Origin of the sequence: Paenibacillus sp. GCM10027628 (assembly GCF_042676385.1) — a bacterium.
Lineage (GTDB): Bacteria > Bacillota > Bacilli > Paenibacillales > NBRC-103111 > Paenibacillus_E.
On sequence record NZ_JBHTHA010000002.1, the window covers coordinates 138,353 to 163,375 of the forward strand.

The 25,023-nt window shown below is 49.1% G+C and carries 21 protein-coding genes; 1 reads left to right on the forward strand and 20 read right to left on the reverse strand.

Annotated elements, in window-relative coordinates:
- Positions 1 to 724: 724 nt before the first annotated feature.
- A complete protein-coding gene (locus ACFQZT_RS01905; RefSeq protein WP_379295988.1) occupies positions 725 to 2,092 on the reverse strand; it encodes a class I SAM-dependent rRNA methyltransferase in 1,368 nt (455 codons plus the stop codon).
- 118 nt (positions 2,093 to 2,210) lie between these two features.
- On the opposite strand from ACFQZT_RS01905, the gene ACFQZT_RS01910 reads away from it, so the two are divergent.
- Positions 2,211 to 3,221, forward strand: a complete 1,011-nt coding sequence (locus ACFQZT_RS01910; RefSeq protein ID WP_379295990.1) for a Na/Pi cotransporter family protein — start codon at positions 2,211 to 2,213, stop codon at positions 3,219 to 3,221.
- Between the two features lie 31 nt (positions 3,222 to 3,252).
- On the opposite strand, the gene ACFQZT_RS01915 is transcribed toward ACFQZT_RS01910, so the two are convergent.
- The 19 genes from ACFQZT_RS01915 to spoIIP all read right to left on the reverse strand — a co-directional run bounded on the left by ACFQZT_RS01915 (position 3,253) and on the right by spoIIP (position 24,871).
- Positions 3,253 to 3,678, reverse strand: coding sequence for an NUDIX hydrolase (locus ACFQZT_RS01915; RefSeq protein WP_379295992.1), 426 nt, complete (start codon positions 3,676 to 3,678; stop codon positions 3,253 to 3,255).
- Between the two features lie 99 nt (positions 3,679 to 3,777).
- A complete protein-coding gene (mtaB, locus tag ACFQZT_RS01920; protein WP_379295994.1) occupies positions 3,778 to 5,118 on the reverse strand; it encodes a tRNA (N(6)-L-threonylcarbamoyladenosine(37)-C(2))-methylthiotransferase MtaB in 1,341 nt (446 codons plus the stop codon).
- Positions 5,119 to 5,123: 5 nt separating this feature from the next.
- The gene (locus ACFQZT_RS01925; protein ID WP_379295996.1) at positions 5,124 to 5,891 is read right to left on the reverse strand and encodes a 16S rRNA (uracil(1498)-N(3))-methyltransferase; all 768 of its coding nucleotides are present in this window, start codon (positions 5,889 to 5,891) and stop codon (positions 5,124 to 5,126) included.
- Between the two features lie 119 nt (positions 5,892 to 6,010).
- Positions 6,011 to 6,682 carry a site-2 protease family protein gene (locus ACFQZT_RS01930; protein WP_379295998.1) on the reverse strand — a complete coding sequence of 224 codons (672 nt, stop codon included), beginning with the start codon at positions 6,680 to 6,682 and terminating at the stop codon, positions 6,011 to 6,013.
- A 10-nt stretch (positions 6,683 to 6,692) separates the two neighbouring features.
- Positions 6,693 to 7,667: a 50S ribosomal protein L11 methyltransferase gene (prmA, locus tag ACFQZT_RS01935; protein ID WP_379296000.1), complete on the reverse strand. Its 975-nt coding sequence runs from the start codon at positions 7,665 to 7,667 to the stop codon at positions 6,693 to 6,695.
- Positions 7,668 to 7,866: 199 nt separating this feature from the next.
- The gene (locus tag ACFQZT_RS01940; protein ID WP_379296002.1) at positions 7,867 to 8,238 is read right to left on the reverse strand and encodes a hypothetical protein; all 372 of its coding nucleotides are present in this window, start codon (positions 8,236 to 8,238) and stop codon (positions 7,867 to 7,869) included.
- Positions 8,238 to 8,384, reverse strand: coding sequence for a YfhD family protein (locus ACFQZT_RS01945; RefSeq protein ID WP_379296004.1), 147 nt, complete (start codon positions 8,382 to 8,384; stop codon positions 8,238 to 8,240). Before ACFQZT_RS01945 ends, ACFQZT_RS01940 begins: the two co-directional genes overlap by 1 nt.
- Before the next feature lie 124 nt (positions 8,385 to 8,508).
- Positions 8,509 to 9,918, reverse strand: a complete 1,410-nt coding sequence (locus tag ACFQZT_RS01950) for a multicopper oxidase family protein (RefSeq protein WP_379296006.1) — start codon at positions 9,916 to 9,918, stop codon at positions 8,509 to 8,511.
- Positions 9,919 to 9,999: 81 nt separating this feature from the next.
- Positions 10,000 to 12,153: an alkaline phosphatase PhoX gene (locus tag ACFQZT_RS01955; protein ID WP_460871415.1), complete on the reverse strand. Its 2,154-nt coding sequence runs from the start codon at positions 12,151 to 12,153 to the stop codon at positions 10,000 to 10,002.
- A 365-nt stretch (positions 12,154 to 12,518) separates the two neighbouring features.
- Complete coding sequence (gene dnaJ, locus ACFQZT_RS01960) at positions 12,519 to 13,640, reverse strand: molecular chaperone DnaJ (RefSeq protein WP_379296008.1); 1,122 nt, start codon at positions 13,638 to 13,640, stop codon at positions 12,519 to 12,521.
- A 294-nt stretch (positions 13,641 to 13,934) separates the two neighbouring features.
- Entirely contained in the window at positions 13,935 to 15,779 is a 1,845-nt protein-coding gene (dnaK, locus tag ACFQZT_RS01965; RefSeq protein WP_379296010.1) for a molecular chaperone DnaK, read from the reverse strand.
- Between the two features lie 89 nt (positions 15,780 to 15,868).
- Positions 15,869 to 16,450, reverse strand: coding sequence for a nucleotide exchange factor GrpE (gene grpE, locus ACFQZT_RS01970; protein ID WP_379296012.1), 582 nt, complete (start codon positions 16,448 to 16,450; stop codon positions 15,869 to 15,871).
- A gap of 51 nt (positions 16,451 to 16,501) precedes the next feature.
- Complete coding sequence (locus ACFQZT_RS01975; protein ID WP_379296014.1) at positions 16,502 to 18,034, reverse strand: TCP-1/cpn60 chaperonin family protein; 1,533 nt, start codon at positions 18,032 to 18,034, stop codon at positions 16,502 to 16,504.
- The gene (gene hrcA, locus ACFQZT_RS01980; RefSeq protein ID WP_379296016.1) at positions 18,031 to 19,059 is read right to left on the reverse strand and encodes a heat-inducible transcriptional repressor HrcA; all 1,029 of its coding nucleotides are present in this window, start codon (positions 19,057 to 19,059) and stop codon (positions 18,031 to 18,033) included. The genes ACFQZT_RS01975 and hrcA overlap by 4 nt, the downstream gene beginning before the upstream one ends.
- A 120-nt stretch (positions 19,060 to 19,179) precedes the next feature.
- Positions 19,180 to 19,650 carry an N-acetyltransferase gene (locus tag ACFQZT_RS01985; protein WP_379296018.1) on the reverse strand — a complete coding sequence of 157 codons (471 nt, stop codon included), beginning with the start codon at positions 19,648 to 19,650 and terminating at the stop codon, positions 19,180 to 19,182.
- 428 nt (positions 19,651 to 20,078) lie between these two features.
- Positions 20,079 to 21,230, reverse strand: a complete 1,152-nt coding sequence (gene hemW, locus ACFQZT_RS01990) for a radical SAM family heme chaperone HemW (RefSeq protein ID WP_379296020.1) — start codon at positions 21,228 to 21,230, stop codon at positions 20,079 to 20,081.
- An 83-nt stretch (positions 21,231 to 21,313) separates the two neighbouring features.
- The gene (gene lepA / locus ACFQZT_RS01995) at positions 21,314 to 23,128 is read right to left on the reverse strand and encodes a translation elongation factor 4 (protein WP_379296021.1); all 1,815 of its coding nucleotides are present in this window, start codon (positions 23,126 to 23,128) and stop codon (positions 21,314 to 21,316) included.
- 76 nt (positions 23,129 to 23,204) lie between these two features.
- Positions 23,205 to 23,606, reverse strand: a complete 402-nt coding sequence (locus ACFQZT_RS02000) for a DUF3679 domain-containing protein (RefSeq protein WP_379296022.1) — start codon at positions 23,604 to 23,606, stop codon at positions 23,205 to 23,207.
- A 32-nt stretch (positions 23,607 to 23,638) separates the two neighbouring features.
- On the reverse strand, positions 23,639 to 24,871 hold the full coding sequence (spoIIP, locus tag ACFQZT_RS02005; protein ID WP_379296023.1) for a stage II sporulation protein P: 1,233 nt from the start codon (positions 24,869 to 24,871) through the stop codon (positions 23,639 to 23,641).
- Between the last annotated feature and the right edge of the window lie 152 nt (positions 24,872 to 25,023).

Consider the following 25,023-nt stretch of genomic DNA (forward strand, 5'->3'; position numbering starts at 1 on the left):
TCATCACATCCATCTCGCGTGGCTCTATTCATGAAAATTCGTTCCAACTATGCAATACCTCAGGAGATCGGATGAGGGGACGACAAAAAGAAAAATTCATCAAATAAGAACTCATAACATGCTGTCACACAATTTCTCGCATTTGAAGGGGCTCCTGAGCAGGGGGCACAGTTAGAACGGATGTTCTCTAATAGAGAACATTTTGACGCATTTGGTGTGTAAATGACCACCAATCAGGCTTCGAACGAATAAAATTCCATAATTAGCGAAGATCGTTCGCTGTTTATGGAATTTTGTTCGTTCGAGCCCCGAAATGGCTATTTCTCCGAAATTTAGCGTCAAACTTGTTCACTATTAACGACCGTTGTTCATTGTCAAGCGAGTGACTCGAAGAGTACCCCCTCATTTCTTTGAAAATGGCCGATATGGTTGCATGATGCGCATTCGAATCTGCGGAAGAGCGAGCCAAAAGGTGCGCTAATAGCGACCCATATTCTCTAAACTGCTGGAACTGCACACTTTCAATCTCCCTATCGGAGATTCCCCCACTTTTAGCGTCATTATTGGCGTTCAGATTTCATATTGCAGGCATCAGCCCATACAGACCCATATCAGGCCATAATCAGGTCCTTATATATTAAACCCTCCCACAAATCGGCATTTTACATATTTCCCTGTACAATCCAAAAAGCGAGGCTTCTCAGCCTCGCTCCGGGAGGTGCAGCTATTTACTTCGCACCTCAAAAATCGCGAATTTCAAATAATGTCCCTCATCTACACCGAGGATGCGGGGGTGATCCATCCCGGCTCCACGGAAATCAACGAGCCTGAGAATTTTTCCGGCATCGGTTGCCGCTGCATGAATCGTCTCAAGAAACAGTTCCGGACGCATATGGTAAGAGCAGCTGGCGGTTACAAGATAGCCGCCTTCATTCACCAGCTTCATACCGTGCAGGTTGATGTCCTTGTAGCCGCGGCAGGCGCCTTCTACGGCCCCTTTCGTTTTGGCGAAGGCCGGCGGATCCAGAATGACGACGTCCCAGGTGCGACCGCCGCTAACCGGCTTGGACGTATCTACTTTGGTTTGCCCGACGTTCGCCGTCGAGCGGATTTTCCGCTCGTCCAAGCCCTTCACCTGCTGGCGCAAATACTCAAAAGCGTCCGCGACAACAAACTCGACACGCTCCTCATAACCATTCAGTCTGATATTCTCTCTTGCGCTCTCAATGGCGTGCTCTGAAATATCGAGACAAGTAACCTTTTTAGCCCCGTACTTGCAGGCATTCAGGGTAAAGCTTCCGGTATGGGAGAAACACTCCAGTACGGTGGCGCCGTCCCAATAAGGGAAGGTCACGACTTTGCCATTGGCATTGACTGGCAGCGTCTGCATCTGACCCTCGTGCTCAATCTGCTTGAGCTCGATGCCGCTTCGGCTCCCCCAGCCAGTCATCAATGGAGCGATCGACGCGCGGTTTTCTCTTTGATCGAAGAAATACCCTGTCTTCTGCCCCTCTTCAATGTCGACGCGAATGCGCAGACCATTCTCCAGAATGTCCACATGCTTCGGACAATCCCCGAATAGAAGCCCCTTCGTCTGTTGCAAGCCTTCCAGCTCCCTGACCGAAACATCACTACGTTCATAGATGCCGGCCGGGTTCATGACTTGAACGAGCGCATCAACAATTTGCTGCCGGCAGCGGTCCATCCCAAGTGTCAGGATCTGGACTACAAGGACGTCGGCGAATTTATCGACGATCAAGCCCGGCAGGAAGTCCGCCTCCCCATAGACCAACCGGTAGGAAGCCGCCTCCTCCAAGAAACGTTTGCGGTGCTGCAGACAACGCGTAAATCGCTCGACGAAGAGCTCCGTTGTCAATGACTCCAGAGGCTGATACGAGACGATGCGGACCGTAATTTGCGAAGCCGCATTGTAATACCCCGTGCCTAAGTATTGGCCAAGATGATTAAGAACGGGCACCAATTGCCCTGGTTCGATTTCCCCGTCTACCCGTTCGATTTCGCTGCGGAACACCCAAGGATGTCCCTGCTCCAAACGCGGTTTCCGTTTTTTATGTAAGATTACTGCTGCCATGTCAGGTTTGCCATCCTTTGTTTAAAACCGTCTTCGATCGCCAGCTTGTCATGCTTGTCTGTACGGTCACATATATTGGTTGAAAATAGTCCATGCTTGCGAAGGAGATCCGCCGCATATGATTACTACGATCGTGCTGCCTGTGCTGACAGGCTTAGCCTTATTTCTGTTTGGGATGAAGCTGATGGAAACCGCGCTTCATCATTGGGCCGGCGCCCGCCTCCAGCAGTGGCTGGAGCGGTTCACCCGCACGCCGGTGCGCGGTCTCGCCACCGGCACCGCGCTCACAGCGGCGCTGCAAAGCAGCACCGCCATCACTGTCATCGCCATCGGACTCGTCAACGCCGGCGTCCTAACTTTCCCGAGAACGCTCGGCATCATTCTCGGGACGAACATCGGCACGTGCCTCACCACCGAGCTGATCGGGCTCAGTATCGGCCACCTCGGCGTGCCGATGCTGCTCGCGAGCGCCGCCGTCTGGCTCGCGAGCTGGTTTGCCGGGCCATTGCCGCCTACGGCGCAAGGCCTCGGTCTAACGCAGACCGCCACCGCAGGCGGCGGTCGTCCTTGGCTGCGCAGCGTGCGCTACGGCTCGCTGGCGGTGGCCGGCTTCGCTCTCGTGCTGCTCGGCATCGAGATCATGCAAACCATCGGGCCTGCCCTGCAGTCCCGGGGACTATTCGCTTGGTTCGTGCTCCAAGCGAAGCAAAGCCTGCTCTGGGGCGTCATCGCAGGCGCCGCGGTTACCGCGCTCGTGCACAGCAGCGCGGCAGTCATAGCCATGGCGATGGGACTCGCCACCATCCAGGGCATTCCCGTCGAGCTGGGCGTCGCGATCACGATTGGCGCCAATGTAGGCACCTGTGTGACCGCACTGATCGCCGGTATCGGGGGCTCACGCGCCGGAAGCTATGTCGCGTGGTCGCACATTCTCCTCAACGTTGGAGGAGCCATTCTCTTTTATCCGTTTATCCATCAGCTCGTCAGCATTTCCGCAATCTCAGCCGGCGGCGCTTCGGAACAAATTGCACGCGCACAAACGATTTTCAACGTCGTGAGTTCGCTGCTCGCCTTGCCGCTTTGCTATCTCAGCATATGGAGGCGACTTGATTTCCGATCATTTTCGTAGATGTCCGTGTGGTGATTAGTCTAGTCTAGCACTAAACATCAATGCCTAATTTGCGCAATGCTTTACTCAATACGCTGTTATTATTGTCGTAACCAGACTCTTGCTGCTGACGCCATGCTTCTAATGGTTCCAGCCATTCAACCCCGCGAATTTCTTCAACCTGTGCCTGCAGTGCGCCGTCAACAGCTTCAACCAAATAATAGTGAACTTCCTTATCTACGATGCCTAGCGCGGGATTTTTATACTGATATGCAATCAATTCAACAGGCTCGATAATACGTCCTTGAATGCCTGTTTCCTCCAAAATCTCGCGAAGCGCTGTTTGTTCCACAGTCTCCCCAGGCTCCATCTTCCCCTTGGCCAGCGTAATTTTGCCGTAGCGATCCTGAATCATTTGAACCTGCAATCGGCCGTCGTGTTTACGGTAAACGACACCGCCAGCTGATATCTCTTTCATGGATTGATCCCCCTGAATAATGGTTGTTTATAACGAAGAAGAGGATGCCACCCCACCTAAGGGCGGAATGATATCCTCAGCTTGTTTCCTTATAAGATGTTATATATTTACAGCTTGAGCAGGTTCAACAATTCGCACGATGTGCCCTTTGCTTTCATTAACTCCCGCTTCCGTTACTTTAACGCGGCATACTTCACCGATCATGCTTTCCGTACCCTCGAAAACCAACTGGATATAGTTATCGGAATAACCCATGTACAAGCCGCTTTCAGGGGCGCCTTTATACGCGCGTTCCGGGATCACTTCCAGCACTTGTCCGACGAACTTCTGGGCATAAGCAAGCTGCATTTTTTCCGAGAGATCGATCAATTCATGCACGCGTGCATTTTTGATTTCTTCGTCGATTTGATCTTCCATGCGTGCTGCAGGCGTACCTGTCCGTTTGGAGTAAGGGAACACGTGCATTTCGGAAAATTTCATTTGTTCCATAAATTTAAAGCCATTCCTGAACATTTCTTCGGTTTCGCCGGGGAACCCGACGATGACATCCGTCGTAATCGCTACGTCCGGCATAATTTCATGAAGTCGTTCGATTTTGCGGGCAAACTCCGCAGTTGTATACTTTCGTCGCATGCGCGCTAATACTTGATCGTCACCTGCTTGCAACGGAATGTGCAGATGGCGGCACATTTTATCGGACGATTTAAGCACCTCGATCACTTCGTCCGTAATTTGGCTCGCTTCAATAGAGCTGATGCGGATCCGCTTCAAACCTTCTACTTTATCCAGATCCCAAAGCAGTTTCGCCAAGCTGTAGTCCTCAATATCCTCGCCATAACCGCCTGTATGAATACCTGTAAGGACAATTTCCTGATAGCCGGCTTCAACGAGCTGCTTCGCTTGCTGAATGACACTTTGCGGCTCACGGCTGCGCATTAGGCCGCGCGACCATGGAATGATACAGAAGGTGCAGAAGTTATTGCATCCTTCCTGAATTTTCAGGAACGCACGTGTACGATCAGCAAAATCAGGCACGTCTAACTCTTCGAACTGACGTGTTTTCATAATGTTGCGGACCGCATTAATCGGCTGACGGTCTTGTTCCAGTTGTTTCACGAGCGGAATGATCTTATCCCGATCCTGTGTTCCGATCACCATATCAACGCCAGGAATGGCCAAAATTTCAGCCGGCGACGTTTGCGCATAACAGCCGGTTACCGCGACAATCGCTTCGGGATTGCGGCGGATCGCTCGACGAATCATTTGGCGGCTTTTTTTATCGCCCGTATTCGTCACCGTACATGTATTTACTACATACACATCTGCAGTCTGCTCGAAATCGACCTGCTCGTATCCCTCATTTTTGAACAGCTGCCAAATGGCCTCCGTATCATAAAAATTCACTTTACATCCTAATGTATGAAACGCTACCGTTGCCATAACGCTTATCCTCCCATCTCTCCGGTTTCATAGAAAAGGCACGTGAGCCCTACCATAGCCGCAGTCTCCGTGCGTAAAATGCGTGCACCCAGCGATACCGAACGAAACCCGGCCTCTTCAGCCTGCTGAACCTCTTGCTCCGTAAAGCCGCCTTCCGGTCCAATGGCAATCAATACGCGCTTACCTTGCCCAACCTTGCCTGATTCGACCGCTTGCCGAATGGCCGGCTTTAATTGCTGACCGTCTTCCTTCTCGTAGCAGATCCATGCGGCATCGGCTTCTTTCGCTTGAGCGAGCAGCTGTTTCCAGGTAAACACCGATTCTACCTGCGGAACGCGATTGCGGTGTGCCTGTTCGGCCGCTTCCTTCGCAATTTTCTGCCAGCGTTCAGTTCGCTTTGCTTCTTTCTTTGCATCATACTGTACAACAGTACGCTCCGATAAAAAAGGAAGAAACCGGGCTGCCCCGATCTCGGTCCCTTTTTGAATTACCGTCTCCATCTTGTCGCCTTTGGGCAAGCTCTGCGCGACCCACACCTCTACAGCCGCTTCGGCGTTCATCGGCAGGTCCTCCACAATTTCGGCCGTTACGCAGCCTTTATCCAGCGACGTAATACGGACTAGCGCTTCGCGGTCAACACCATTGCTGCAAATCACTTGATCACCGATCTCTGCGCGCATGACGCGCTGCAGGTGATGGGCATCGTCTCCTTCAATGGTGACTTGCGCAGATGTTGATGAAAACTGCGCGGGCGGAAGAAAATATCGCTGCATAGGTTCAAAAGCCTCTCTATCTTCATGCACATTTTTATTTTAAGTTGTTCTATGAAAACTTCCACTCACCATCATACCTTTTTTGCGATCGAAAATCTACAATTGCTTATTGGAAGTCTCTAGCCGCCTAAAATCCAAATAATCGGAACTTGAAGAAATGCTAAAATATCATCGCCCAAACGAAGATATGGATCCAAGGTCACTTGTCGTAATGGTCTTACGAAAACAACCAGTAAAAAAATGACGGAAGCCCATTGTTCAAACTTGACAAGGGACTCGCTATATTTCAAATCGACTACGTCTTGAATAATTCGATAACCGTCAAGTGGCGGTATAGGGATTAAGTTGAACAAGAACAGGGTGAGATTCGTACCCACCATCAAATTTAAAAACAATTTTATCGCCTTGACACTCCCACCGGACATGCCGTTAAACCAGCCAAATTTCAAAAAAGCCATGAATATAAATGCGCTGATAAAAACCAAGATCAAGTTTGAAATGGGTCCTGCAGCCGTAACAATAATCCCCATGAGACGAGGATTTTTAAAGTTTCCCCGGTTTACCGGCACTGGCTTCGCCCAACCGAATCCGGCAATCAACAACATGATCGTGCCGAACAGGTCCAAATGCACCATGGGGTTCAAGGAGACTCTGCCAAATTGATAGGCCGTTGAGTCTCCAAATTTATAAGCGCTATAAGCATGCGCAAACTCATGAAAAGTAAAGGAAATAACTAGAACCAGAATAACAAAAGGAAGTGTATTCCAGTCGTAAAACAATAATCCTCCCATGTAACACCACCTACAGCTTTCTAGCTACAATCACAACCCAATCCGAATCGTAGTTTTTCTCTACAATCGTAAAGTTGGCTGCAATAAGCGCTTTTTCCACATCCGCTTCCTTGGCAGTAATAATTCCTGAAGCGACATAATAGCCGCCAGGCTGTAATACTTCATATACGTCATTAACGAATAGCAAAATTATTTCCGCCAAAATGTTCGCCACGACGACTTGTACCGGAATCGTCACACCTAGCTGGTTGGACGCTTCGGTTTCGCTAGCTTTCAGAACGCCGAGCAAATCGCTCAGCTTTACCGTAATCTGATTATCAAGCTGGTTCAGCCTCGTGTTCTCTGTTGCGCTTGATACGGCAACGGGGTCTAAATCCACAGCAAGCACATGTTTGGCGCCAAGCTTTGCGGCAGCAATGGACAAAATACCCGAACCGGTTCCCACATCGATCACGTCGTCTCCGGGTTTTACCACTTTCTCCAGCGTTCTCAAGCAAAGTGCCGTCGTTGCATGGGTACCTGTTCCGAACGCCATTCCCGGATCCAGTTCTAGGATCAACTCATCAGGCGACGCCGTGTATTCTTCCCAAGTAGGTTTAATCGTTAAGCGCTCCGAAACGCGAATCGGTTTAAAATATTGCTTCCAAGCATTCGCCCAATCCTCGTCGTCCACTTCTCTCATTTCAAATGTAGGATTGCCGGTATCGATGTCAAAATCCCGGAGCTGATCAATCGATGCTTTAAGATTATCCAAGACCGTATTCATCTCAGTACCTTGAGAGAAGTATCCTTTAATAACCGCTCTTCCTTCCGGAATATCGTTGAGCGGCAGCTCATACCACTGGCCAAGCGATGTGTCCCTTTGTTTGTTCAACGTCCCGGATTCTTCGATGGATACGCCCCCGGCGCCAAGCTCATGAATAAAATTCGAGATCATTTCTATTGCTTCTTCTGTCGTATGTACGGTAATTTCGTGCCAAAGCATGGGTGTTGCTCCTCCTAAATTTGCCTCGCAAACTGATCTTGCAGAGACTCCAAAATATTGTGAGTATAGGGTGTAACCCTAAATTCATAATGCTTATTGTACTACAACTCGGTTCCCCTAGTAAAATCGGGTCCTTAGAAGACAAAAAGCATCCGTCAGACAGTGACTTAGCACTGATTGACAGATGCTCCAATTTTACTTATACAGTGCCTCCGGCGCTCTCGATAACACGGATGGCTTGCTCGTAAACAGCCTCATCAATGACTGCAGCCAGCACGGTATCAAGTCCCGTTACCCCTCCGCCGCCGCCATCGCTCATTCCGCTGGCTGCCGGATCGGCTGCAATCAAAATCCCCTCATCCGGCGTTGAAACATGCGCAGCCTGCGTCAATCTTCCTAAGCTGCCAAAGTCCCCGGCATAAGGATTCATGACGGATTGCAAGCCATACCCTTCATACCGGCCAAATCGGTCTACCGATACGTCGATAGCGCGCAAAGCTTTCAGTTTGGAAGCCGCGCCTTCCGCCTGCTCAGGCGAATGGAAATAGGCAAGAATATTTTTCTCAGCCATTACTGTTGTTCCTGTCGGTAATCCGCCGCTTGCGCTCTTTCGGCCGCTTCATAATCATCTGCGTCCGCTACTTCAGCGGCAAATTCCACGTCCTCATTTTTGGTAATAGGCAAATTCTTATCCTGCTGTTTCTTGTTGTCGCTCATCTTTGTACCTCCTTGGAGTATTGCTTAGCAAAACTTGCATCGTAAGCTAACTAGCGCCTGTATAGGTAAACCAGTTTTATTGTTCCAAAGTGAGCGCATTTCATACAAGAAACATGATCCTAAATTATTCAGAAACTTTAAGAACCGTGATTAGTCCGCCCATCTCTCCGTTTGCCATTTCACCTGCATTCATCGTGTGATCCAGGATATGACAATGGAACATCCAACTGCCAACCGCATCTGCGGTAAGAGCAATATCATAGGTCTCTCCTGGACCTATCAATACTGTATTCATCATCTGCGGTTCTTTGACAGGATGGCCGTCTTTGGCAATCACCTGAAAATCCATGCCATGAAGGTGCATGGTATGAACCTCCATTGTATCGATATTCGCCATGCGGATGCGGATGGTTTCCCCTTTTTTCACTTCAATTGGCGGGGTGTCCGGGTAACTCCGGCCATTTATTGTATAGTAATCCTGATCTTCCTCATCCGATGTGTTTACATGAAAACCGCTGATCATCATCATATAGTCGTGATCATATTTTTTTTCCGTTGCACGGTCTTTAGGATCAATAATAAATGCACCATAAAGGCCATTCCCAATTTGTTTCATGTCATCGAAATGAGAATGGTACATAAAAGTGCCCGCATGGCTGGCCACAAATTCATAAGTGAAGCTTTGTCCTGGCTGCACAGTCTCCTGCGTAAGGCCTGGCACGCCATCCATTGCATTGGGCAAATGAAGGCCATGCCAATGTATGGCCGTCGGTTCCGGCAGCTGATTATCCAATTTCACACGGACACGATCTCCTTCTGTAACTCGAATTACAGGTCCGGGGGCTTGTCCATTAAACATCCATGCGTTAGTGACAACGCCTTTTACGGGAGACCATGGGCCAATTGCCGCAGTCAGGTTAAATTCTTTCGTACCGTCTGCCGCAAGATGAGGCACCATACCAACGCCATGAAAAGCGTCGTTCACTTGTGCTTGTTCTTTTTCAAATTGTCCAGCCGCTGGTGTAACGACTTGCACTTTGTTTAGTTTCATATTCCATTTCACTTTCACGTGAAATGCCTTCTCGATGGTATCAGCTGATACCAGTAACGTTCCATTCATCATGGCCGGCTCTAAATCAGGCTGATACAGGGCTCCATCCAATACGATGCCTATATGTTGCATCATATGACCACCCATATCTCCCATAACTTCGTGAGACGAGTGATCCATATGATCCATAACGGCCTCGGGATAAAATGTACTATTGATCAAGGCGGCCTGATGCTGGGCATCCCATCGAACTTCAGAACCTAGCATTTCACCTATACTGCGCAGCGGAAGCATGATTTCCGATAAATCCTTGCTTACCATAGCGCTGCCTTCAACAACTTTGCCGTCAACCGTGACGATAAGCGCACCTTCTCCTGTTTCTTCTTTCTCCATGGAACCTCCATGAGCAGAAGTAAGCAATGGGGCACTTTGCACCAAAAGAAGCAAAAGCGCCGCAACTAAAGTCATTCTTTTTATTGACATTGTTAGCTTGTCCTCCTTGTTGAGATGAAGAAGACCATTGAAGCTTAAATCCGCTCCAATGGTCTCTTCTTCAGGATCTGATTAGTGATTTAAGAAGCCGTTCAGTACAGAAGTTGTGATCATTGTTTTTTCATTCTCAATCCGAGCTGCGATTGGTAATTGCACCGTTTGACCATCGATCAATGCAGTGGCGTCATTAATTTTCACTTTCAGCGAATGACTGCCTTTGGTAACAGTCACACTGCTGTCCTCTTCATTCCATTTAACAGTTGCTCCATGCGCTTCAGCAACATCGCGAAGAGCGGAGAGAGATTTATCCGTATCCATCCATTCGATCATTTGGCTGTAAGTCGGTAATCCGCTGATATAACCTACACTGCCTGCACGCTTGTTGTCATATGTTTTATTAATGACCGCATCAACTTGAGCTTTTAGCGGCTCCGGCAAGATCATCTCGTCTCCGGGATGTTGCATATTGCTCATTACATAACTAAAACCGTTCAGGTTATCAACAACTTGCAAGCCAGTAGCTTCGCCGCCCGCAGGAACAGAAAGAATTCGGGAAAGCTTTTTCGTATCGATATTATAGGCCCAAACGAAGTTATTGGAGTGCATACCGCTATCTTCGCCGATGAACAATGTTCTTAACTCTTCCGAGTAGGAAAGGTTATCGGGATTCGCGACGAGATCTTCTGCCGCAGTATTGCCTTTACTATCTGCTTTCGCCAGATCTTGTCCAGCGACTAGGCCGTTCATCGTGGAAGGGACGAAATCGCTGTTAATAGGTTGTTTATCCTTATCGAGTTGGCTTCCGGCCAATTGCAGCTCATAGGTCACGCCTGCTTTGATTTTTTTCACTTGAATATCGTCAGCAGGATCAGCGCCTTTAGTGTCCTTTTCCATCGATTTCTCGACATAGGACATAGCCACATAAACTTTCTTATCTTTGGCGTTGACTGCTACGCCTTCCATCTTATTGAATTCAGCCGTCGCTCCCGCGATGGCTCCAAAACGGCGAGACTCCAGGAAAGCAGCCGCTTTCTCCATGCCTGGCTTCACTTTTAACCATTCCACTTTACCGCTTGGATACGATTTGATTTTGGTAAAACCGGCTGTATCCTTATCCGCAGTATCAAAGAGGTCGCTGAACTTAAGGCCTTTATCGATATACGTTCTAATTTCCGCATCTGTCGCATGACCGAGCTTGATCCACTGCAGATCCGCGGAACCTCCGTTCGTATCGCTCTTCTGAATCCATTTCGCTGCGTATAGAGTACCCGCGGATAAATCCTTTGCTTTATCGGCTACATACATGAACAACATGGTATTGCCGCCGTCATCTCCAAAAAAGACAGTTTTCATGTCAGGCGCAACACGGCCCAGCTCATGTGAAAAGCGGCCCATACTGTAGTGTTTTACAACTGAAGTCGTATTATCGGCATGAACCGTTACTTCAGGGATATAACCGTACGCGTACGGATTGCCTTGCTTTTTGTCATCTTGGAAATATGCCTTGACAAACGGACCGACATAAGTTTGAGTCGGGTCTGCTTCAAAGGCGCGAGCATCCGCTTCATACTCCTCACTGCTGAGGTGCGTATTCCAAGGCGTTAAAGATCCGTTACATGGAATCCACAGTCCGTCCACACCGCTAAAATCAACCTTCTTCAAATCAGTAGCCGCAAGCTCGCCTGTTGTTTTATTTTGATCCAACGTTGTTAACGACATCGATGCTGGAACCAAGCCGTATGCCGACTTTCCTGCATTATTTAAGGTTATGTACTCGTAATGGGTAATCAGGGAAAGGGGGTTGCCGCCTTTTGCTGTTGATTTAGCGCCATCCACTTTAAACAAACTATTAGAATCCGGTGAATCCGAAACGTAAGGTGTTGGATTGCTCGCAACGCTTGTATCGAGAATGGCTTTACCATTTTTATCTTGCGAAACACCGGCAACCGTACCATTGATCGAATCATCCGATTTAAACAGCGTTTTGTATGTAAGAGGGAACGTTTTTACCGTACCGTCCGTGTATGTAACTTGGAGGGAGGCATTCGAGTACATTTTCGCCATATCTTGCGGCGTTGCAGGTGCAGACATACTTACGAATTCTACTGACTTTACTTTAACGTCATTCGCTGCATAGGCCATATTGGGCAATACGCTAGGTGCTAATAGCGCTAATCCTAATACAGGCGTTAACATTTTTTTAGCTTTGTTTGATTTCTGGAACAAGTTCATCTACCTCTTCCCTACTAGTGATAGTTTCATATACTCAAGGTTACTAAATATTTGTAAAATGAAAGCCACAGTTTTCGTTCAGTTATGTAAAATTGGCATGAAGATTTTGTAAATTCATAAAGTAAACAAAAAAACTTAGCCTGCGGCTAGGTCCTTGTGCTTTCGGGTACCTTTCCCATCAACTCTAACTCCCTTTTTTTTGTTCGAAAAAAGTGGCCTCATGATTTATGAATAAGCGTTTCTGTAAAGGAAATAAACATTTTGGCAACAAAAAAACACCTCATCTCAAGCAACCAACAGTACAATGACTGTCAATTATTCGAAAATGAGGTGCTTTATTTGTAAGATATGCAACAATTCTAATCGCCTAAGAAAGCTCTTTTCATTCGCTCAAAAATCGATTGATTTTGCTCGTGCGTATGTTCGCCGCTTTCCTTGCCGAATTGGCGAAGCAGTTCTTTTTGTTCTTCACTCAAGTTCGTTGGTGTCACGACGATCACTTTCACGTGTTGGTCGCCTTGGCCATAACCGCGCAGCCGCGGAACCCCTTTTCCTTTTAAGCGGAAATAGGTATCCGTCTGTGTGCCAGCTGGAATCTTGAGCTTGACTTTCTCCGTCAAAGTCGGAATTTCGATCTCATCGCCGAGCGCGGCCTGCATAAACGTTAGCGGTACTTCGCAGTAAATGTCATCGCCTTCGCGCTCGAAGAATTCATGGGACTTCACACGAATGACTACATACAAGTCGCCTGCCGGACCGCCGCGGGTACCTGCTTCCCCTTCGCCGGATACGCGAAGTTGTGCGCCGTCATCCACGCCGGCTGGAATCTTGATATGGATCGTACGTTGTTTCTTCACCTTACCGGCGCCATGGCAAGTACCGCATTTTTCCTTGATGATGCGGCCTTGACCGTTACATGCCGAACATACGCGGCGGTTGACGATCCGGCCAAACGCAGTATTTTGGACAACTTCCTGCTGGCCGCTGCCGTGACAGACGCCGCAAGTATCCGGCTTTGTCCCCGGTTTCGCGCCGGATCCATGACATGTATCGCAGTTCTCCGTACGCGGGATATGAATATCCGTCTCTTTGCCGAATACCGCCTCTTTGAACTCGATCGTCATCGTGTATTGAAGATCGTTACCGCGCTGCGGCGCGTTCGGGTTACGTCTGTTGCCGCCGCCACCGCCGCCAAAGAACATATCGAAGATATCGCCGAAGCCGCCGAAATCTTGTCCGCCCATACCGCCCATGCCTTGGTTAGGATCCACGTGGCCAAAACGGTCATACTGCGACTTCTTCTGATCGTCGCTCAGAACATCGTAAGCTTCCTTCGCTTCTTTGAACTTATCTTCCGCATCCGCGGCTTTATTCACGTCAGGGTGATACTGTCGGGCCATTTTGCGGTAAGCTTTCTTGATATCCTCTTGCGAGGCCTCTTTACCGACGCCAAGCACCTCATAATAATCACGTTTACTCATGTTTCCACTCCCATGTTCAAGACTACAAACGGAAAGTCAAAGCCACGGATACACTCCGAGCGGCTTTGACTTCTTCCGTCTTATATTCTTATGATACATAAAATAAGGGTTTAAAAAGTCGGCTTTCAGAACCGAGAAGATTGGACGAAATCCGGTGAAGGAGGAACGGAGCGTAGGCAAACCTACGTGAGTACCGGACTTCCCGGATTTCGTTCAATATTCGATGTCGATATACTACCTGAATCACTTCGTTATCAAAGTTGGCTTTTTAAACTTCCTTACATCAGGATAGGCTTATTTCTTTTGGTCGTCAACAACTTCGTAATCAGCGTCGACAACATTTTCTCTGCCTTTAGGGGCTTCGCCGCCTGCCGCGCCGCCTTCTGGACCTGCGCCTTGAGCCTGAGCAGCTTGCTCATACAGCTTCACGGAAAGCTGTTGAATGATTTCTGTCAGCTCTGCAGTCGCTGCTTTAATCGCATCCAAATCATTACCAGCAAGCGCAGAAGTTACTTTTTCTTTTGCAGCGTTGGCTTTATCGATCTCGCCTTGGTCGACTTTATCGCCAAGATCTTTGATCGTTTTGTCTACGGAATAGACGAGTTGATCCGCTTCGTTGCGAGCTTCTACAAGCTCTTTGCGCTTGCGGTCTTCCTCAGCGTGCGCTTCCGCGTCTTTCATCATTTTATCAACTTCCTCATCGCTCAAGCCGCTGGAAGAAGTGATCGTGATTTTTTGGCTTTTACCGGTTCCTTTATCCAAAGCGGATACGTTCACGATACCGTTCGCATCGATATCGAAGCTAACTTCGATTTGCGGGATACCGCGAGGTGCCGGAGGAATATCGCCAAGCATAAAGCGGCCCAATGTTTTGTTGTCGGTAGCCATCGAGCGTTCCCCTTGAAGAACATGGATTTCTACGCTTGTTTGGTTATCCGCATATGTGGAGAACACTTGGGACTTCGTTGTCGGGATCGTCGTATTGCGGTCGATCATTTTGGTGAACACGCCGCCTGCCGTTTCGATACCAAGGGAAAGTGGAGTTACGTCAAGAAGAACGACGTCTTTCACATCACCGGTCAATACGCCTGCTTGAACCGCTGCCCCAAGAGCAACAACTTCATCCGGGTTTACGCCTTTGTGAGGCTCTTTACCGATCAGTTTTTTGATAGCATCAACAACCGCAGGGATACGCGTTGAACCACCAACAAGTACAACTTTGTCGATTTGGCTTGTGGAAAGGCCGGAATCGCTAAGCGCTTGACGAGTTGGTCCCAATGTTCTTTCTACAAGGTGAGCGGAAAGTTCTTCGAACTTCGCACGAGTCAGGTTAAGCTCCAAGTGCTGAGGAACGCCGTCAGCAACTGTGATAAACGGCAGGGAAACCGTAGTTGTCAGAACGCCGGAAAGTTCTTTTTTCGCTTTTTCGGCTGCATCTTTCAAACGTTGTACAGCTGCTTTATCTTTGCTCAGGTCGATACCCTGTTCTTTTTTGAATTCAGCAACGAGGTAGTCGATAATCACTTGGTCGAAATCGTCGCCGCCAAGACGGTTGTCCCCGCTTGTTGCTTTAACTTCGAAGAAGCCGTCTCCAAGTTCAAGGATGGAAACGTCGAACGTACCGCCGCCAAGGTCATAAACGAGGATCGTTTGATCTTCTGTTTTTTCCAAACCATAGGCCAGCGCTGCCGCTGTAGGCTCGTTGACGATACGCAGAACTTCAAGACCTGCGATTTTACCGGCGTCTTTAGTTGCTTGACGTTGGCTGTCGTTGAAATAAGCAGGAACTGTAATTACCGCTTGAGTCACGGATTGACCCAGGTAAGCTTCAGCGTCGGCTTTCAGCTTTTGCAGGATAATTGCGGAAATTTCTTGTGGCGTATATTCTTTGCCGTCAATGTTTTCTTTGTGGTTCGTACCCATAAAACGTTTGATCGAAATCACTGTTTTGTCCGGGTTTGTGATCGCTTGACGTTTGGCTGTCTCCCCGACAACACGCTCGCCGTCTTTCTTGAAACCAACAACGGATGGCGTTGTGCGGTTACCTTCGGCGTTAGGGATAACAACAGCTTCGCCGCCTTCCATGACGGCAACGCAAGAGTTCGTAGTACCCAAGTCAATACCAATTACTTTACTCATGTTAAAAATGCCTCCTTTAATTCCATGCTCCGATGGGAACATTTCGTTTCATCATATTCAGGTTACGATCTATAAGATCTGCTAAACCATTACACGCTAACTTTTACCATTGCTGGGCGGATCACTTTATCTTTTAACATATAACCTTTTTGCAGTTCTTCCACGACGATGCCTTCTTCGTGTTCTTCGGATTCAACCTGCATAATCGCTTGATGGAATTCCGGATTGAACGGTTGGCCGACAGCCTCGATCGGCTTCAAACCTTCTTGCGTCAACACTTGATCCAGCTGGCGGAATGTCATGTCCAGACCTTTGACCAAGGCGTCAAAATCTTTCGCTTCCTTGCTGGAAGACAGCGCCCGATCGAAGTTATCGACGACCGGCAGAAGCTGCTCGATCACTTTAAGAGAAGCGTATTTCGCAAAATCTTCTTTCTCCGCTCTGGAGCGGCGACGGAAGTTATCGAAGTCCGCTTGAACGCGTAAAAAACGCTGATAGTTTTCATCAGATTGCATACGCAATTGATCCAGTTCGCTAGGCGCACCAGCTTCTTCGGATCCCGCTTGCGATGGCTCTGCCGCATCAGTTTGCTGCTCGGCAGCTTGCTCGCCTTCGGCTGCGTATGTAGCATTCACGTCTTGCTCTGCTGTTTGTTTATTTTCAGTACTCAATTGTCCTTCACCTCCTTAAAAAACTATATACTGCCGTCAGTTTGCCCATCTTTATGATTCTTCAAAAGGCTGCTTCATTTTAATAACGGTATGAATGCGCAATACGGCTGCCGCAACTTCTCCAGCCGCTTGAAGCGCGTGAATTTTCACATCGGCAGGGTCAATAATGCCAGCTTCAATGAAGTCAATCACCTGCCCCGTATCGCAGTCGATGCCAAGACGATCGGTCTCCAATGCGATTTGCGCGGCTTTAAGCTCTTCGACCTTCTCAAGCGGGTTATAGCCCGCGTTAACGACGATCTGCGCCAAAGGTTTCCGCAGCGCTCCCGCCACGGCGGCAACGCCGAAGCCTTCCATGCCCTTCATCGTCTCGCGAAGGCGCTCCAGGTCATGCGCGACAGCCATCTCGACGGCGCCGCCGCCGGGCAAATACCCGCCGCGCACGGCGGCTTGGACCGCCGAAGCGGCGTCCTTCGCGATGCGCGAGCGCTCATGCGCCGCTTCGCGCGTCGCGGCGCCGACAATCACGGTCACGTGCTGCCCGCCGTGGCCACGGCTGACGCGCACGCGCTCCAGCCGCTCATCGTACGCGGCGTAGCCCGCGTGCCCGAGCGCAGCGCCGAGCTCTTGCGCGCTCTTGCGCAGCGCCGTGCGCCGCACCGGCCTGGCGCCGGTGTACTCGCTCAGCTGCTGCAAGTCCTTGCGGGACAGCCGCTGCAGCACGAAAATGCCATGGTCGGAGCACAGTTGCTCCGCCTCGGGGTCAACCCCGCGGTCTGAGGCAATCAGACCGACGCCCAGCTCCAGTAGCGAGCCAAGGCTGCTGCGGAACTGCTCCCTCAGCTGCATATGCCGCTGGAAGCCTGCCTCGGTGACCAGCGATTCCTCGCTGACCGCCTCAGGCTCCAAGGCATCATGCAGCACGAGAACCCGGACATCCCGACGTTCGGCGTCGAGATGCAGATTCATCGGCTTCTGATTCAGCAGAATGCCGGGCCAGACCTCGCTGCTCGCCTCCTCGTGGGCGAGCACGCTGTCCGCGAAGCGGTACCCGTCTTCGCGCAGCTTCGCCTCGCCGACCGCCTCGGCGGCGGCGGCAATCAGCCGCGCGATATCCGCCTGCTCGCGGCCCGCCGTGATGGCGATGCGCTTCAGCGCAGCATCGCCCAGCCCTTCAATGCTGCGGCTTCGGCCTTGCAGGCTCCTGACCGCCAGCTCAATACCTTGCTGCATTCCGCTGACGACCTTCGCCACCGGGACGCCGCGCGTCACCTGCGCAACGCCTTCCTGCACAAGCGCTCCTGCGAGCACCGTTGCCGTCGTCGTACCGTCGCCGATTTGGCGCTGCTGGCTTTTCGCGACTTGTATGAGCAGCCGTGCGGCCGGATGGGTGACGTCCATCTTCTCCAAGATAGTCACCCCGTCATTCGTGATGATGACCTCGCCATGCGCCCCGACTAACATCGTATCAAGTCCCTTGGGGCCGAGCGTACCTTCCACAGCAGAGCATATCGCTCTAACGGCCGCAGCGTTGTTCACCAAGGTAGAGAATCGTTCTTCACCTTCATGTTGAACGCCGCTCATTTGCCGTACCATCGCCCTAAAACGACTTCCAAATGTTTCGAAAGATGGTCAAGCAAATTGATGACTCTTCCATATTCCATGCGTGTAGGTCCGAGAATGCCGATGGTGCCAAGCGGTTTATCGCCAATCGAATAGGAAGCGGTAATTAAGCTGCAATTATTAATTGCTTCAAGACTGTTTTCCGTGCCGATTTTGACCTCAATGCCTTCATTAGACGGAGTAAATAATTTGATCAGCGTAGGCGCCTCTTCCAAGAGGTCGAAAATGCTTTTCACTTTATCCACATCTTTGAATTCCGGCTGAATGAGCATGTTGGTCATTCCGCTAAGGAACACGCGATCCTTCTCATCGTTTTGAAGGACGCTTTCGACGACAGAAACGAGCTCCTGATACCCATTTACATATTTGCTTAGCTCATTGGAAATCTCATTATAAAGCTTGGATTTAAACTGAAGCAAAGGGACATTTTTGAGCCTTGCGTTCAGTATATTGACGACCTTTTCGATCTCGGACATAGGTACGCCTTCCGGAATGGAAACCGTCTTATTTTCCACGTGGCCTGTATTCGTCACAATAATTGCGACAGCCGTCGTTTCCGAAAGCGGCACGATTTGCAGATGTTTGAGCGTCGTGCTAAACACCTCAGGACCGAGTACGATGGATGTATAATTGGTGAGACTGGAGAGCATTCCCGCGACATGCTGGATCACATCTTCCATCTCTTGAATGCGCTGCGCAAAAACCAGCTTCATCGCATCAAGCTCATGCGTTTGCAAGGAACCGTGCTGAAGCAAATGATCCACATAATAACGATAGCCTTTGTGCGAAGGAATCCGGCCGGCGGACGTATGGGGTTGCTCGAGAAAGCCCATCTCTTCCAGATCGGACATTTCATTGCGGATCGTAGCCGGACTGAATCCGACATTGCCCCGTTTCGAAATGCTTCGCGAGCCGATCGGCTCCGCTGAACGTACATAGTCATCAATGATTGCACTCAAGATCATACGCTGACGTTCCGACAACATATATACCCCTCCTTGTTCGAGTAGAACTTTAGCAACATGGTTCCGCCGTCGTTAGCACTCTTATTTAGTGAGTGCTAAATCCTATTACAAAAATAACAGACCCTAAGGTCTGTTGTCAAGTCAATCCAATCGTTTAAGCACAGCAATTTCGTCGCAGCAATACTGCTTTTTGCAGTGCATGCAATCCTTCCAAACCTTTTCCGGAAATATCTCCTTAGGCACGACGGTGAACCCGTTTTTTTGGAAAAAGGCCACTTCATACGTCAACGCCATCACTTTAACAATGCCTCGACTTCTAGCCTCTTCCACAAGGAAATCAACCAATTTGCCGCCGATTCCCTGTCCTTTATAGCCCGGTGTCATCCCCAGTGACCGAATTTCAACCAAATCTGGCCCAAGACGCGTTAACGAGCCGCAGCCGATGAGAACATGATCATGTTCCGCGACGATAAACGTCTCGATTTGCTCTTGCAGCATCTCCCTTGTACGGGGAAGCATGATCCCCTGCTTGGCGTAGCCTTGTATAATATCATAAAGCTTCTCGATATCCTCCATGGAAGCTTTTCGTACAGTCACTGTTGAATTCACCATTATCCCACCAATCGCAGTAAAAATGCATAAAACCCACGCCAGCGTCATAGCGGGTTTACCTCACATACGCTTGTGGATTCTTGTATAAATATACAACGAAACGTATATTTGCACAAGAGAAATTTATACAGTTTTTAAGAGGTAGGGCACCGTCCACTTTGCAGCTCCAATGCGAGACCTTATTAGGAACTGGAAAACATACCGTTAATTGAACATGAAACTGTTTATAGAAAAATTTAACTGGAAATTCTCCCGCTAATTCAGATTATTTTCAATATTAGTCGCTAAATTGGTTGTTTTAACGGGAGTTTTTCCATGTAAACTACGAAAACGCAGAGTAAACATCTCTTTTAACGGGAGGAATTCCAGCTAATTCGCATCTCGGAATCAAATCGGCATTCAGCTCAGATCGGTACTCTCAGCCGAGGTCAGGAAAGAAATGAGGCAAATACTTCATTGCCTAGCAGTATGCCTTGCTTCGAAAGCCTATAACCATCCGCAGTCCGCTCGAGCAGTTGTTTACGCAGCCAGCCGTCTAACGTTGCCTCGAATTGCGATTCGATGGTGACTCCGAACTGGGACATAAAATCGGCATTTCTCACACCTTCCAGCATACGCAGGCCGACCATCATAAAGTCTTCCATAGCTTCCTGACGCGTCACCTCGAATTGCTCCGTAATCGGCAAGCCCTGCTTAGTGGCGTCTATATAAGGCTGAATACCTTTAACGTTTACGTGTCGCTTTCCGTTCATATAGCCGTGAGCCCCGGCGCCGAGACCATAATAGGAACGATTGCGCCAATACATCGAGTTATGCTTGCTCTCGTAGCCAGGCCTAGCGAAGTTGCTGATCTCGTACTGTTGGTAGCCCGCTTCCTCCAGTCGGCGCATGATGAGTTCATACATGTCCACTTCTTCATCTTCGCTTGGCAGCGGCAGTTGGTTTTTGTGGAACAATGTGTGGAACAACGTGTTTTCTTCAACTTTTAGACTATAGATGGAGTAATGCTGTAAATCCAGAGCCAATGCTTCATTCAACGTCGCTTGCATGATATCTACCGTTTGTTTCGGGAGTCCAAACATCAGATCGATCGATAAATTGCTGAAACCCAGCTTCTTCGCGTTCTCGATGCTTCTGAATACGTCGTCGGTATTATGAATGCGCCCGATCGCCGCCAACAAATCATTGTTGAAGGACTGCACGCCGAAACTGATGCGGTTCACGCCGCCTTCTTTCATGACAGCCAGTTTATCTTCATCGGTCGTTCCGGGATTAGCCTCCATAGAAAACTCAACTTCAGCCGGGTTCGCCGGAAAATAAGTCCGAACCATTCGCAGAAACCGCTCCATCTGATCGGGCAGCAATACGGTTGGCGTCCCGCCGCCAACGAAAATCGTTTCTACCTTCGCAGGCGGATTCTCTCTTACCGTCAACTCCATTTCGCGTTCAAGAGCATCCAGATATTCCATCACCGGCTGACCTTTTAGCACATAGGAATTAAAGTCGCAATAATGACACTTATTCGTGCAAAACGGGATATGAATGTATACAGCCGTTGGGGCCGCATAGGTAACTAGCATCGTTAATCATTCCTTTCTGAGCGAAAAAGCCAAGGGGCAGAGTACTCTGCCACCCCGGCTTCATCTTTTTAATGCTATAACGTCTACTCGTCGATTTTGAGAACAGCCATGAACGCTTCTTGCGGCACCTCAACGCTGCCGACCTGCTTCATGCGCTTCTTCCCTTCCTTCTGCTTGTCGAGCAGCTTGCGCTTACGGGAAATGTCGCCGCCATAACACTTGGCGAGAACGTTTTTACGCATTGCTTTGACGGTCTCACGGGCGACGATCTTTTGTCCGATTGCCGCCTGGATCGGCACTTCGAACATTTGCCGCGGGATCAGTTCCTTCAGCTTATCGCAAATAATTTTACCGCGGTTATAAGCCCCGTCACGGTGCACGATGAAGGACAAGGCATCGACTTGTTCGCCATTCAGGAGAATGTCCATTTTCACGAGATTAGACTTTTTATAACCTGTAACTTCATAGTCAAATGAAGCATAGCCTTTTGTTCTGGATTTTAGCTGATCGAAGAAATCGTAAACAATCTCTGAGAGCGGGATGTCATACGTCAGCGTAACACGATTGGAATCCAGATACTCCATATTGATATATTCGCCGCGTTTGCCTTGGCAAAGCTCCATGATTGTACCTACGTAATCGTTTGGTACAATGACTGAAGCTTTGACATACGGCTCTTCAACGAAATCTATACGTTGCGGATCCGGGTAGTTCGACGGATTATCGATATCCATCACTTCGCCGTTGGTCAAAGTGACGCGGTAAATTACGCTTGGCGCCGTTGTAATCAGCGGGATGTTGAATTCGCGTTCGATACGTTCTTGAATGATTTCCATATGCAGCAGTCCAAGGAACCCGCAACGGAAACCGAAGCCCAGTGCTGATGACGTCTCCGGCTCAAAACGCAGCGATGCATCGTTCAGCTCCAGCTTTTGCAGCGCTTCGCGAAGATCGTTGTAATCGGACGTTTCGATCGGATACAGTCCGCAGAATACCATCGGATTAATCCGTCGGTAACCAGGCAGCGCTTCAGGTGCAGGACGATTAGCTTCGGTCACCGTATCCCCGACACGCGTATCTCCAACATTCTTGATACCTGCTACGATAAAGCCTACATCGCCTACGTCGAGCGAATCGACGATGGACATGCGCGGTTTGAACGCTCCTACCTCGATGACTTCGAACGTTTTGTTCGTCGCCATCATTTTGATCTTGGAGCCGGCTTTGATGGAACCGTCAACGACACGCACATACACGATAACACCTTTATAGGCATCGTAATGAGAGTCGAAGATCAGTGCTTTCAAAGGGTTGTCCGGATCGCCTTGAGGCGCAGGTACCTTCTGACACACTTGCTCCAAAATTTCTTTAATACCGATTCCGGCCTTAGCGGAAGCCAGCACCGCTTCACTTGCATCAAGTCCGATCACGTCCTCCACTTCCTGCTTCACTCGCTCAGGATCAGCACTCGGCAGATCGATTTTATTAATAACAGGTAAAATTTCGAGATTATTATCAAGCGCCAGATAGACGTTTGCAAGCGTCTGAGCTTCGATCCCTTGTGCTGCGTCTACAACGAGCAGCGCTCCTTCACAGGCTGCGAGGCTTCGGGATACTTCATACGTGAAGTCGACGTGTCCCGGCGTATCGATCAGATTCAGGATGTACTGCTCACCATCATCGGCGCGATAATTCAATCTTACGGCTTGCAGCTTGATGGTGATGCCGCGTTCCCGCTCCAGATCCATCTGGTCCAGCACCTGCTCCTGCATTTCACGGGAAGAGAGCGCTCCTGTATATTCCAAAATGCGGTCGGCAAGTGTCGACTTACCGTGGTCGATATGCGCGATAATTGAAAAGTTGCGAATTTTCTTTTGTCTAGCTCGAATGTCCGTCATGCTAAAGACTAACCCCCACTACATGCAAATAATTTTCATTATAGCAGTTGTAGGAAGTTGCAGCAATGTGCGGACATCATCCTTTGCCAAGGACAGCGTCGAAAATCGATACGAATAGCTTGATTCCGTGATGCGCAACGATCTGCAAAAGGTCGCCGAGCTTGTTTCCGACATGGTTCAGCGAATTATCATGATCGGCAACGGGAGCGTCATTAGCTTCCGTCTCCGCTTTGGCTTTTTCCGCTTCTTTGACAGTTTTGTTCTTCGCGTCTGTCTTGCTTGACGGAGGCGTAGTTTCAGCGGCCAGCGCTGTCACTTGCGCCTTCGACTTTGCTACGCTGTCCTGCGTATTTGTGGAGGAAGCAGGCAGCGGCCCTTGGATCCGTTCCACTCCGCTTGATGCCAGGCTTACGCCGAATAAGATGCAAAACAGCAGCAGCAGTCCAAATAAGCTAACTTTAAGATAAAAATGTTTCATCCTCATCTACTCCTCCTCCATCCAACGCATCATTATGATTGCTTCGGCGCTGGAACCGGTGCATCAACTTTTTTCGCGTTCAGTATGACTTCAGATATGGCGTCCGCCAGCCAATCCGTTGTCCGGTAGCATTCTTCCATTGTGTTGTATGGGCCCCCGACTTCTATCAGGATGTTATTCGGCGAGAAATTTTGATTGTAAAGACCGTTGCCTTCGTTCGCTTCTTTGGCATGAATACCTTTGGAGATGCCGGGATGTTTAGCTTCCAACACTTGATGAATTTTATTTGCGAATTCTTCATTTTTCTTCCAATCCGGATTTTTGCCGCCGATAATAAAGTACACCTGCGCATAGTCTTGGCCGTCGATGGTAGCCGTCGTTTTACTGCGTCCTGCGGAATCACGATGAATATCGAAGTAATACTGAAGGTCCGGATGAGCGGCTGCGGCTTCCTGGAGCGTTTTCAACGAATATTTATAAGAGTACGGATACTCAAAGTTTTTCACTGTGCTCGGATACACCGTTTCGGAATGTACGGCGCCAATGCCGTCCTTCTCCAGATTTTGCGCCAGTCTTTTGCCTACTGAAATCACATTGACCTTATCGCTGTAAGCTTTGTCTGGGTCGGTAATCCCCTTAAGCTCGGGAAGGAACGATTCATTGCTGTGCGTTTGATAGATGAATGCGATATTGCTGCCTGCTGTTTTAGGCGGTTGACCGGATGAGGCGACAGTTTGCGTTGGCTGCGGTACGGATGTGGAGGTCGGCGTCGTTGTTGGTTGAGGCGGGTTTTTCGCTTCGCCTGCCAAAACGTTATTTGACGGTGTAAGATCGTATGGTTCACTAGAGTTCGCATCGCTTCCTTTAACAAGCACCGTGCTTCTCGACAGATCCATGCCAGGCACTTCGCTGGCAACCAGACTTTTGGGATCATGCGGGTTAATATCCGTCATAAAACGAAAAGCAAAATTAAACACATTGTGCTGAGAAAATGTAAATTTCTGTTGGTCCTTATGTAGATGCGGCACTTCCATGCCTAACATATCAATAAAAAATTGATTCGTGACGGATGCGGCAAGACTTTTCATCGAAGAGACAGGGGAGGTCGTCTTCACTTTGGCCTGAAGAAAGCCTCCGACCCCAATAAAGACGAACAGAGCAAGCGTAGCGGTACTAAGCAGGAAAAATGTCTTCCCGACTGAGCCGGCGCTCTGAAACGTTTTGCGAACATGGCTGAGATTAAGTGTGGCGGATGTCCATTTCATTGTGTGATTCCTCCTAATCTATCTTACTTTAATCTATGAAACGAGCTTCTTCAGTAGAACTCGAATTCATAGATTTTTTCAGATAGAGAAAAAGAAAAGACGCCGCATGCCATTACTGGCTTCGACGTCTGTATATTGCTTATAGCTTGTAT

Excerpts from the sequence above, each read along its gene's own strand:
- ACFQZT_RS01905 (WP_379295988.1), bottom strand. The coding sequence starts at position 2,092 with ATGGCAGCAGTAATCTTACATAAAAAACGGAAACCGCGTTTGGAGCAG.
- ACFQZT_RS01910 (WP_379295990.1), top strand. The coding sequence starts at position 2,211 with ATGATTACTACGATCGTGCTGCCTGTGCTGACAGGCTTAGCCTTATTT.
- ACFQZT_RS01915 (WP_379295992.1), bottom strand. The coding sequence starts at position 3,678 with ATGAAAGAGATATCAGCTGGCGGTGTCGTTTACCGTAAACACGACGGC.
- mtaB (WP_379295994.1), bottom strand. The coding sequence starts at position 5,118 with ATGGCAACGGTAGCGTTTCATACATTAGGATGTAAAGTGAATTTTTAT.
- ACFQZT_RS01925 (WP_379295996.1), bottom strand. The coding sequence starts at position 5,891 with ATGCAGCGATATTTTCTTCCGCCCGCGCAGTTTTCATCAACATCTGCG.
- ACFQZT_RS01930 (WP_379295998.1), bottom strand. The coding sequence starts at position 6,682 with ATGGGAGGATTATTGTTTTACGACTGGAATACACTTCCTTTTGTTATT.
- prmA (WP_379296000.1), bottom strand. The coding sequence starts at position 7,667 with ATGCTTTGGCACGAAATTACCGTACATACGACAGAAGAAGCAATAGAA.
- ACFQZT_RS01940 (WP_379296002.1), bottom strand. The coding sequence starts at position 8,238 with ATGGCTGAGAAAAATATTCTTGCCTATTTCCATTCGCCTGAGCAGGCG.
- ACFQZT_RS01945 (WP_379296004.1), bottom strand. The coding sequence starts at position 8,384 with ATGAGCGACAACAAGAAACAGCAGGATAAGAATTTGCCTATTACCAAA.
- ACFQZT_RS01950 (WP_379296006.1), bottom strand. The coding sequence starts at position 9,918 with ATGTCAATAAAAAGAATGACTTTAGTTGCGGCGCTTTTGCTTCTTTTG.
- dnaJ (WP_379296008.1), bottom strand. The coding sequence starts at position 13,640 with ATGAGTAAACGTGATTATTATGAGGTGCTTGGCGTCGGTAAAGAGGCC.
- dnaK (WP_379296010.1), bottom strand. The coding sequence starts at position 15,779 with ATGAGTAAAGTAATTGGTATTGACTTGGGTACTACGAACTCTTGCGTT.
- ACFQZT_RS01975 (WP_379296014.1), bottom strand. The coding sequence starts at position 18,034 with ATGAGCGGCGTTCAACATGAAGGTGAAGAACGATTCTCTACCTTGGTG.
- hrcA (WP_379296016.1), bottom strand. The coding sequence starts at position 19,059 with ATGTTGTCGGAACGTCAGCGTATGATCTTGAGTGCAATCATTGATGAC.
- ACFQZT_RS01985 (WP_379296018.1), bottom strand. The coding sequence starts at position 19,650 with ATGGTGAATTCAACAGTGACTGTACGAAAAGCTTCCATGGAGGATATC.
- hemW (WP_379296020.1), bottom strand. The coding sequence starts at position 21,230 with ATGCTAGTTACCTATGCGGCCCCAACGGCTGTATACATTCATATCCCG.
- lepA (WP_379296021.1), bottom strand. The coding sequence starts at position 23,128 with ATGACGGACATTCGAGCTAGACAAAAGAAAATTCGCAACTTTTCAATT.
- ACFQZT_RS02000 (WP_379296022.1), bottom strand. The coding sequence starts at position 23,606 with ATGAAACATTTTTATCTTAAAGTTAGCTTATTTGGACTGCTGCTGCTG.
- spoIIP (WP_379296023.1), bottom strand. The coding sequence starts at position 24,871 with ATGAAATGGACATCCGCCACACTTAATCTCAGCCATGTTCGCAAAACG.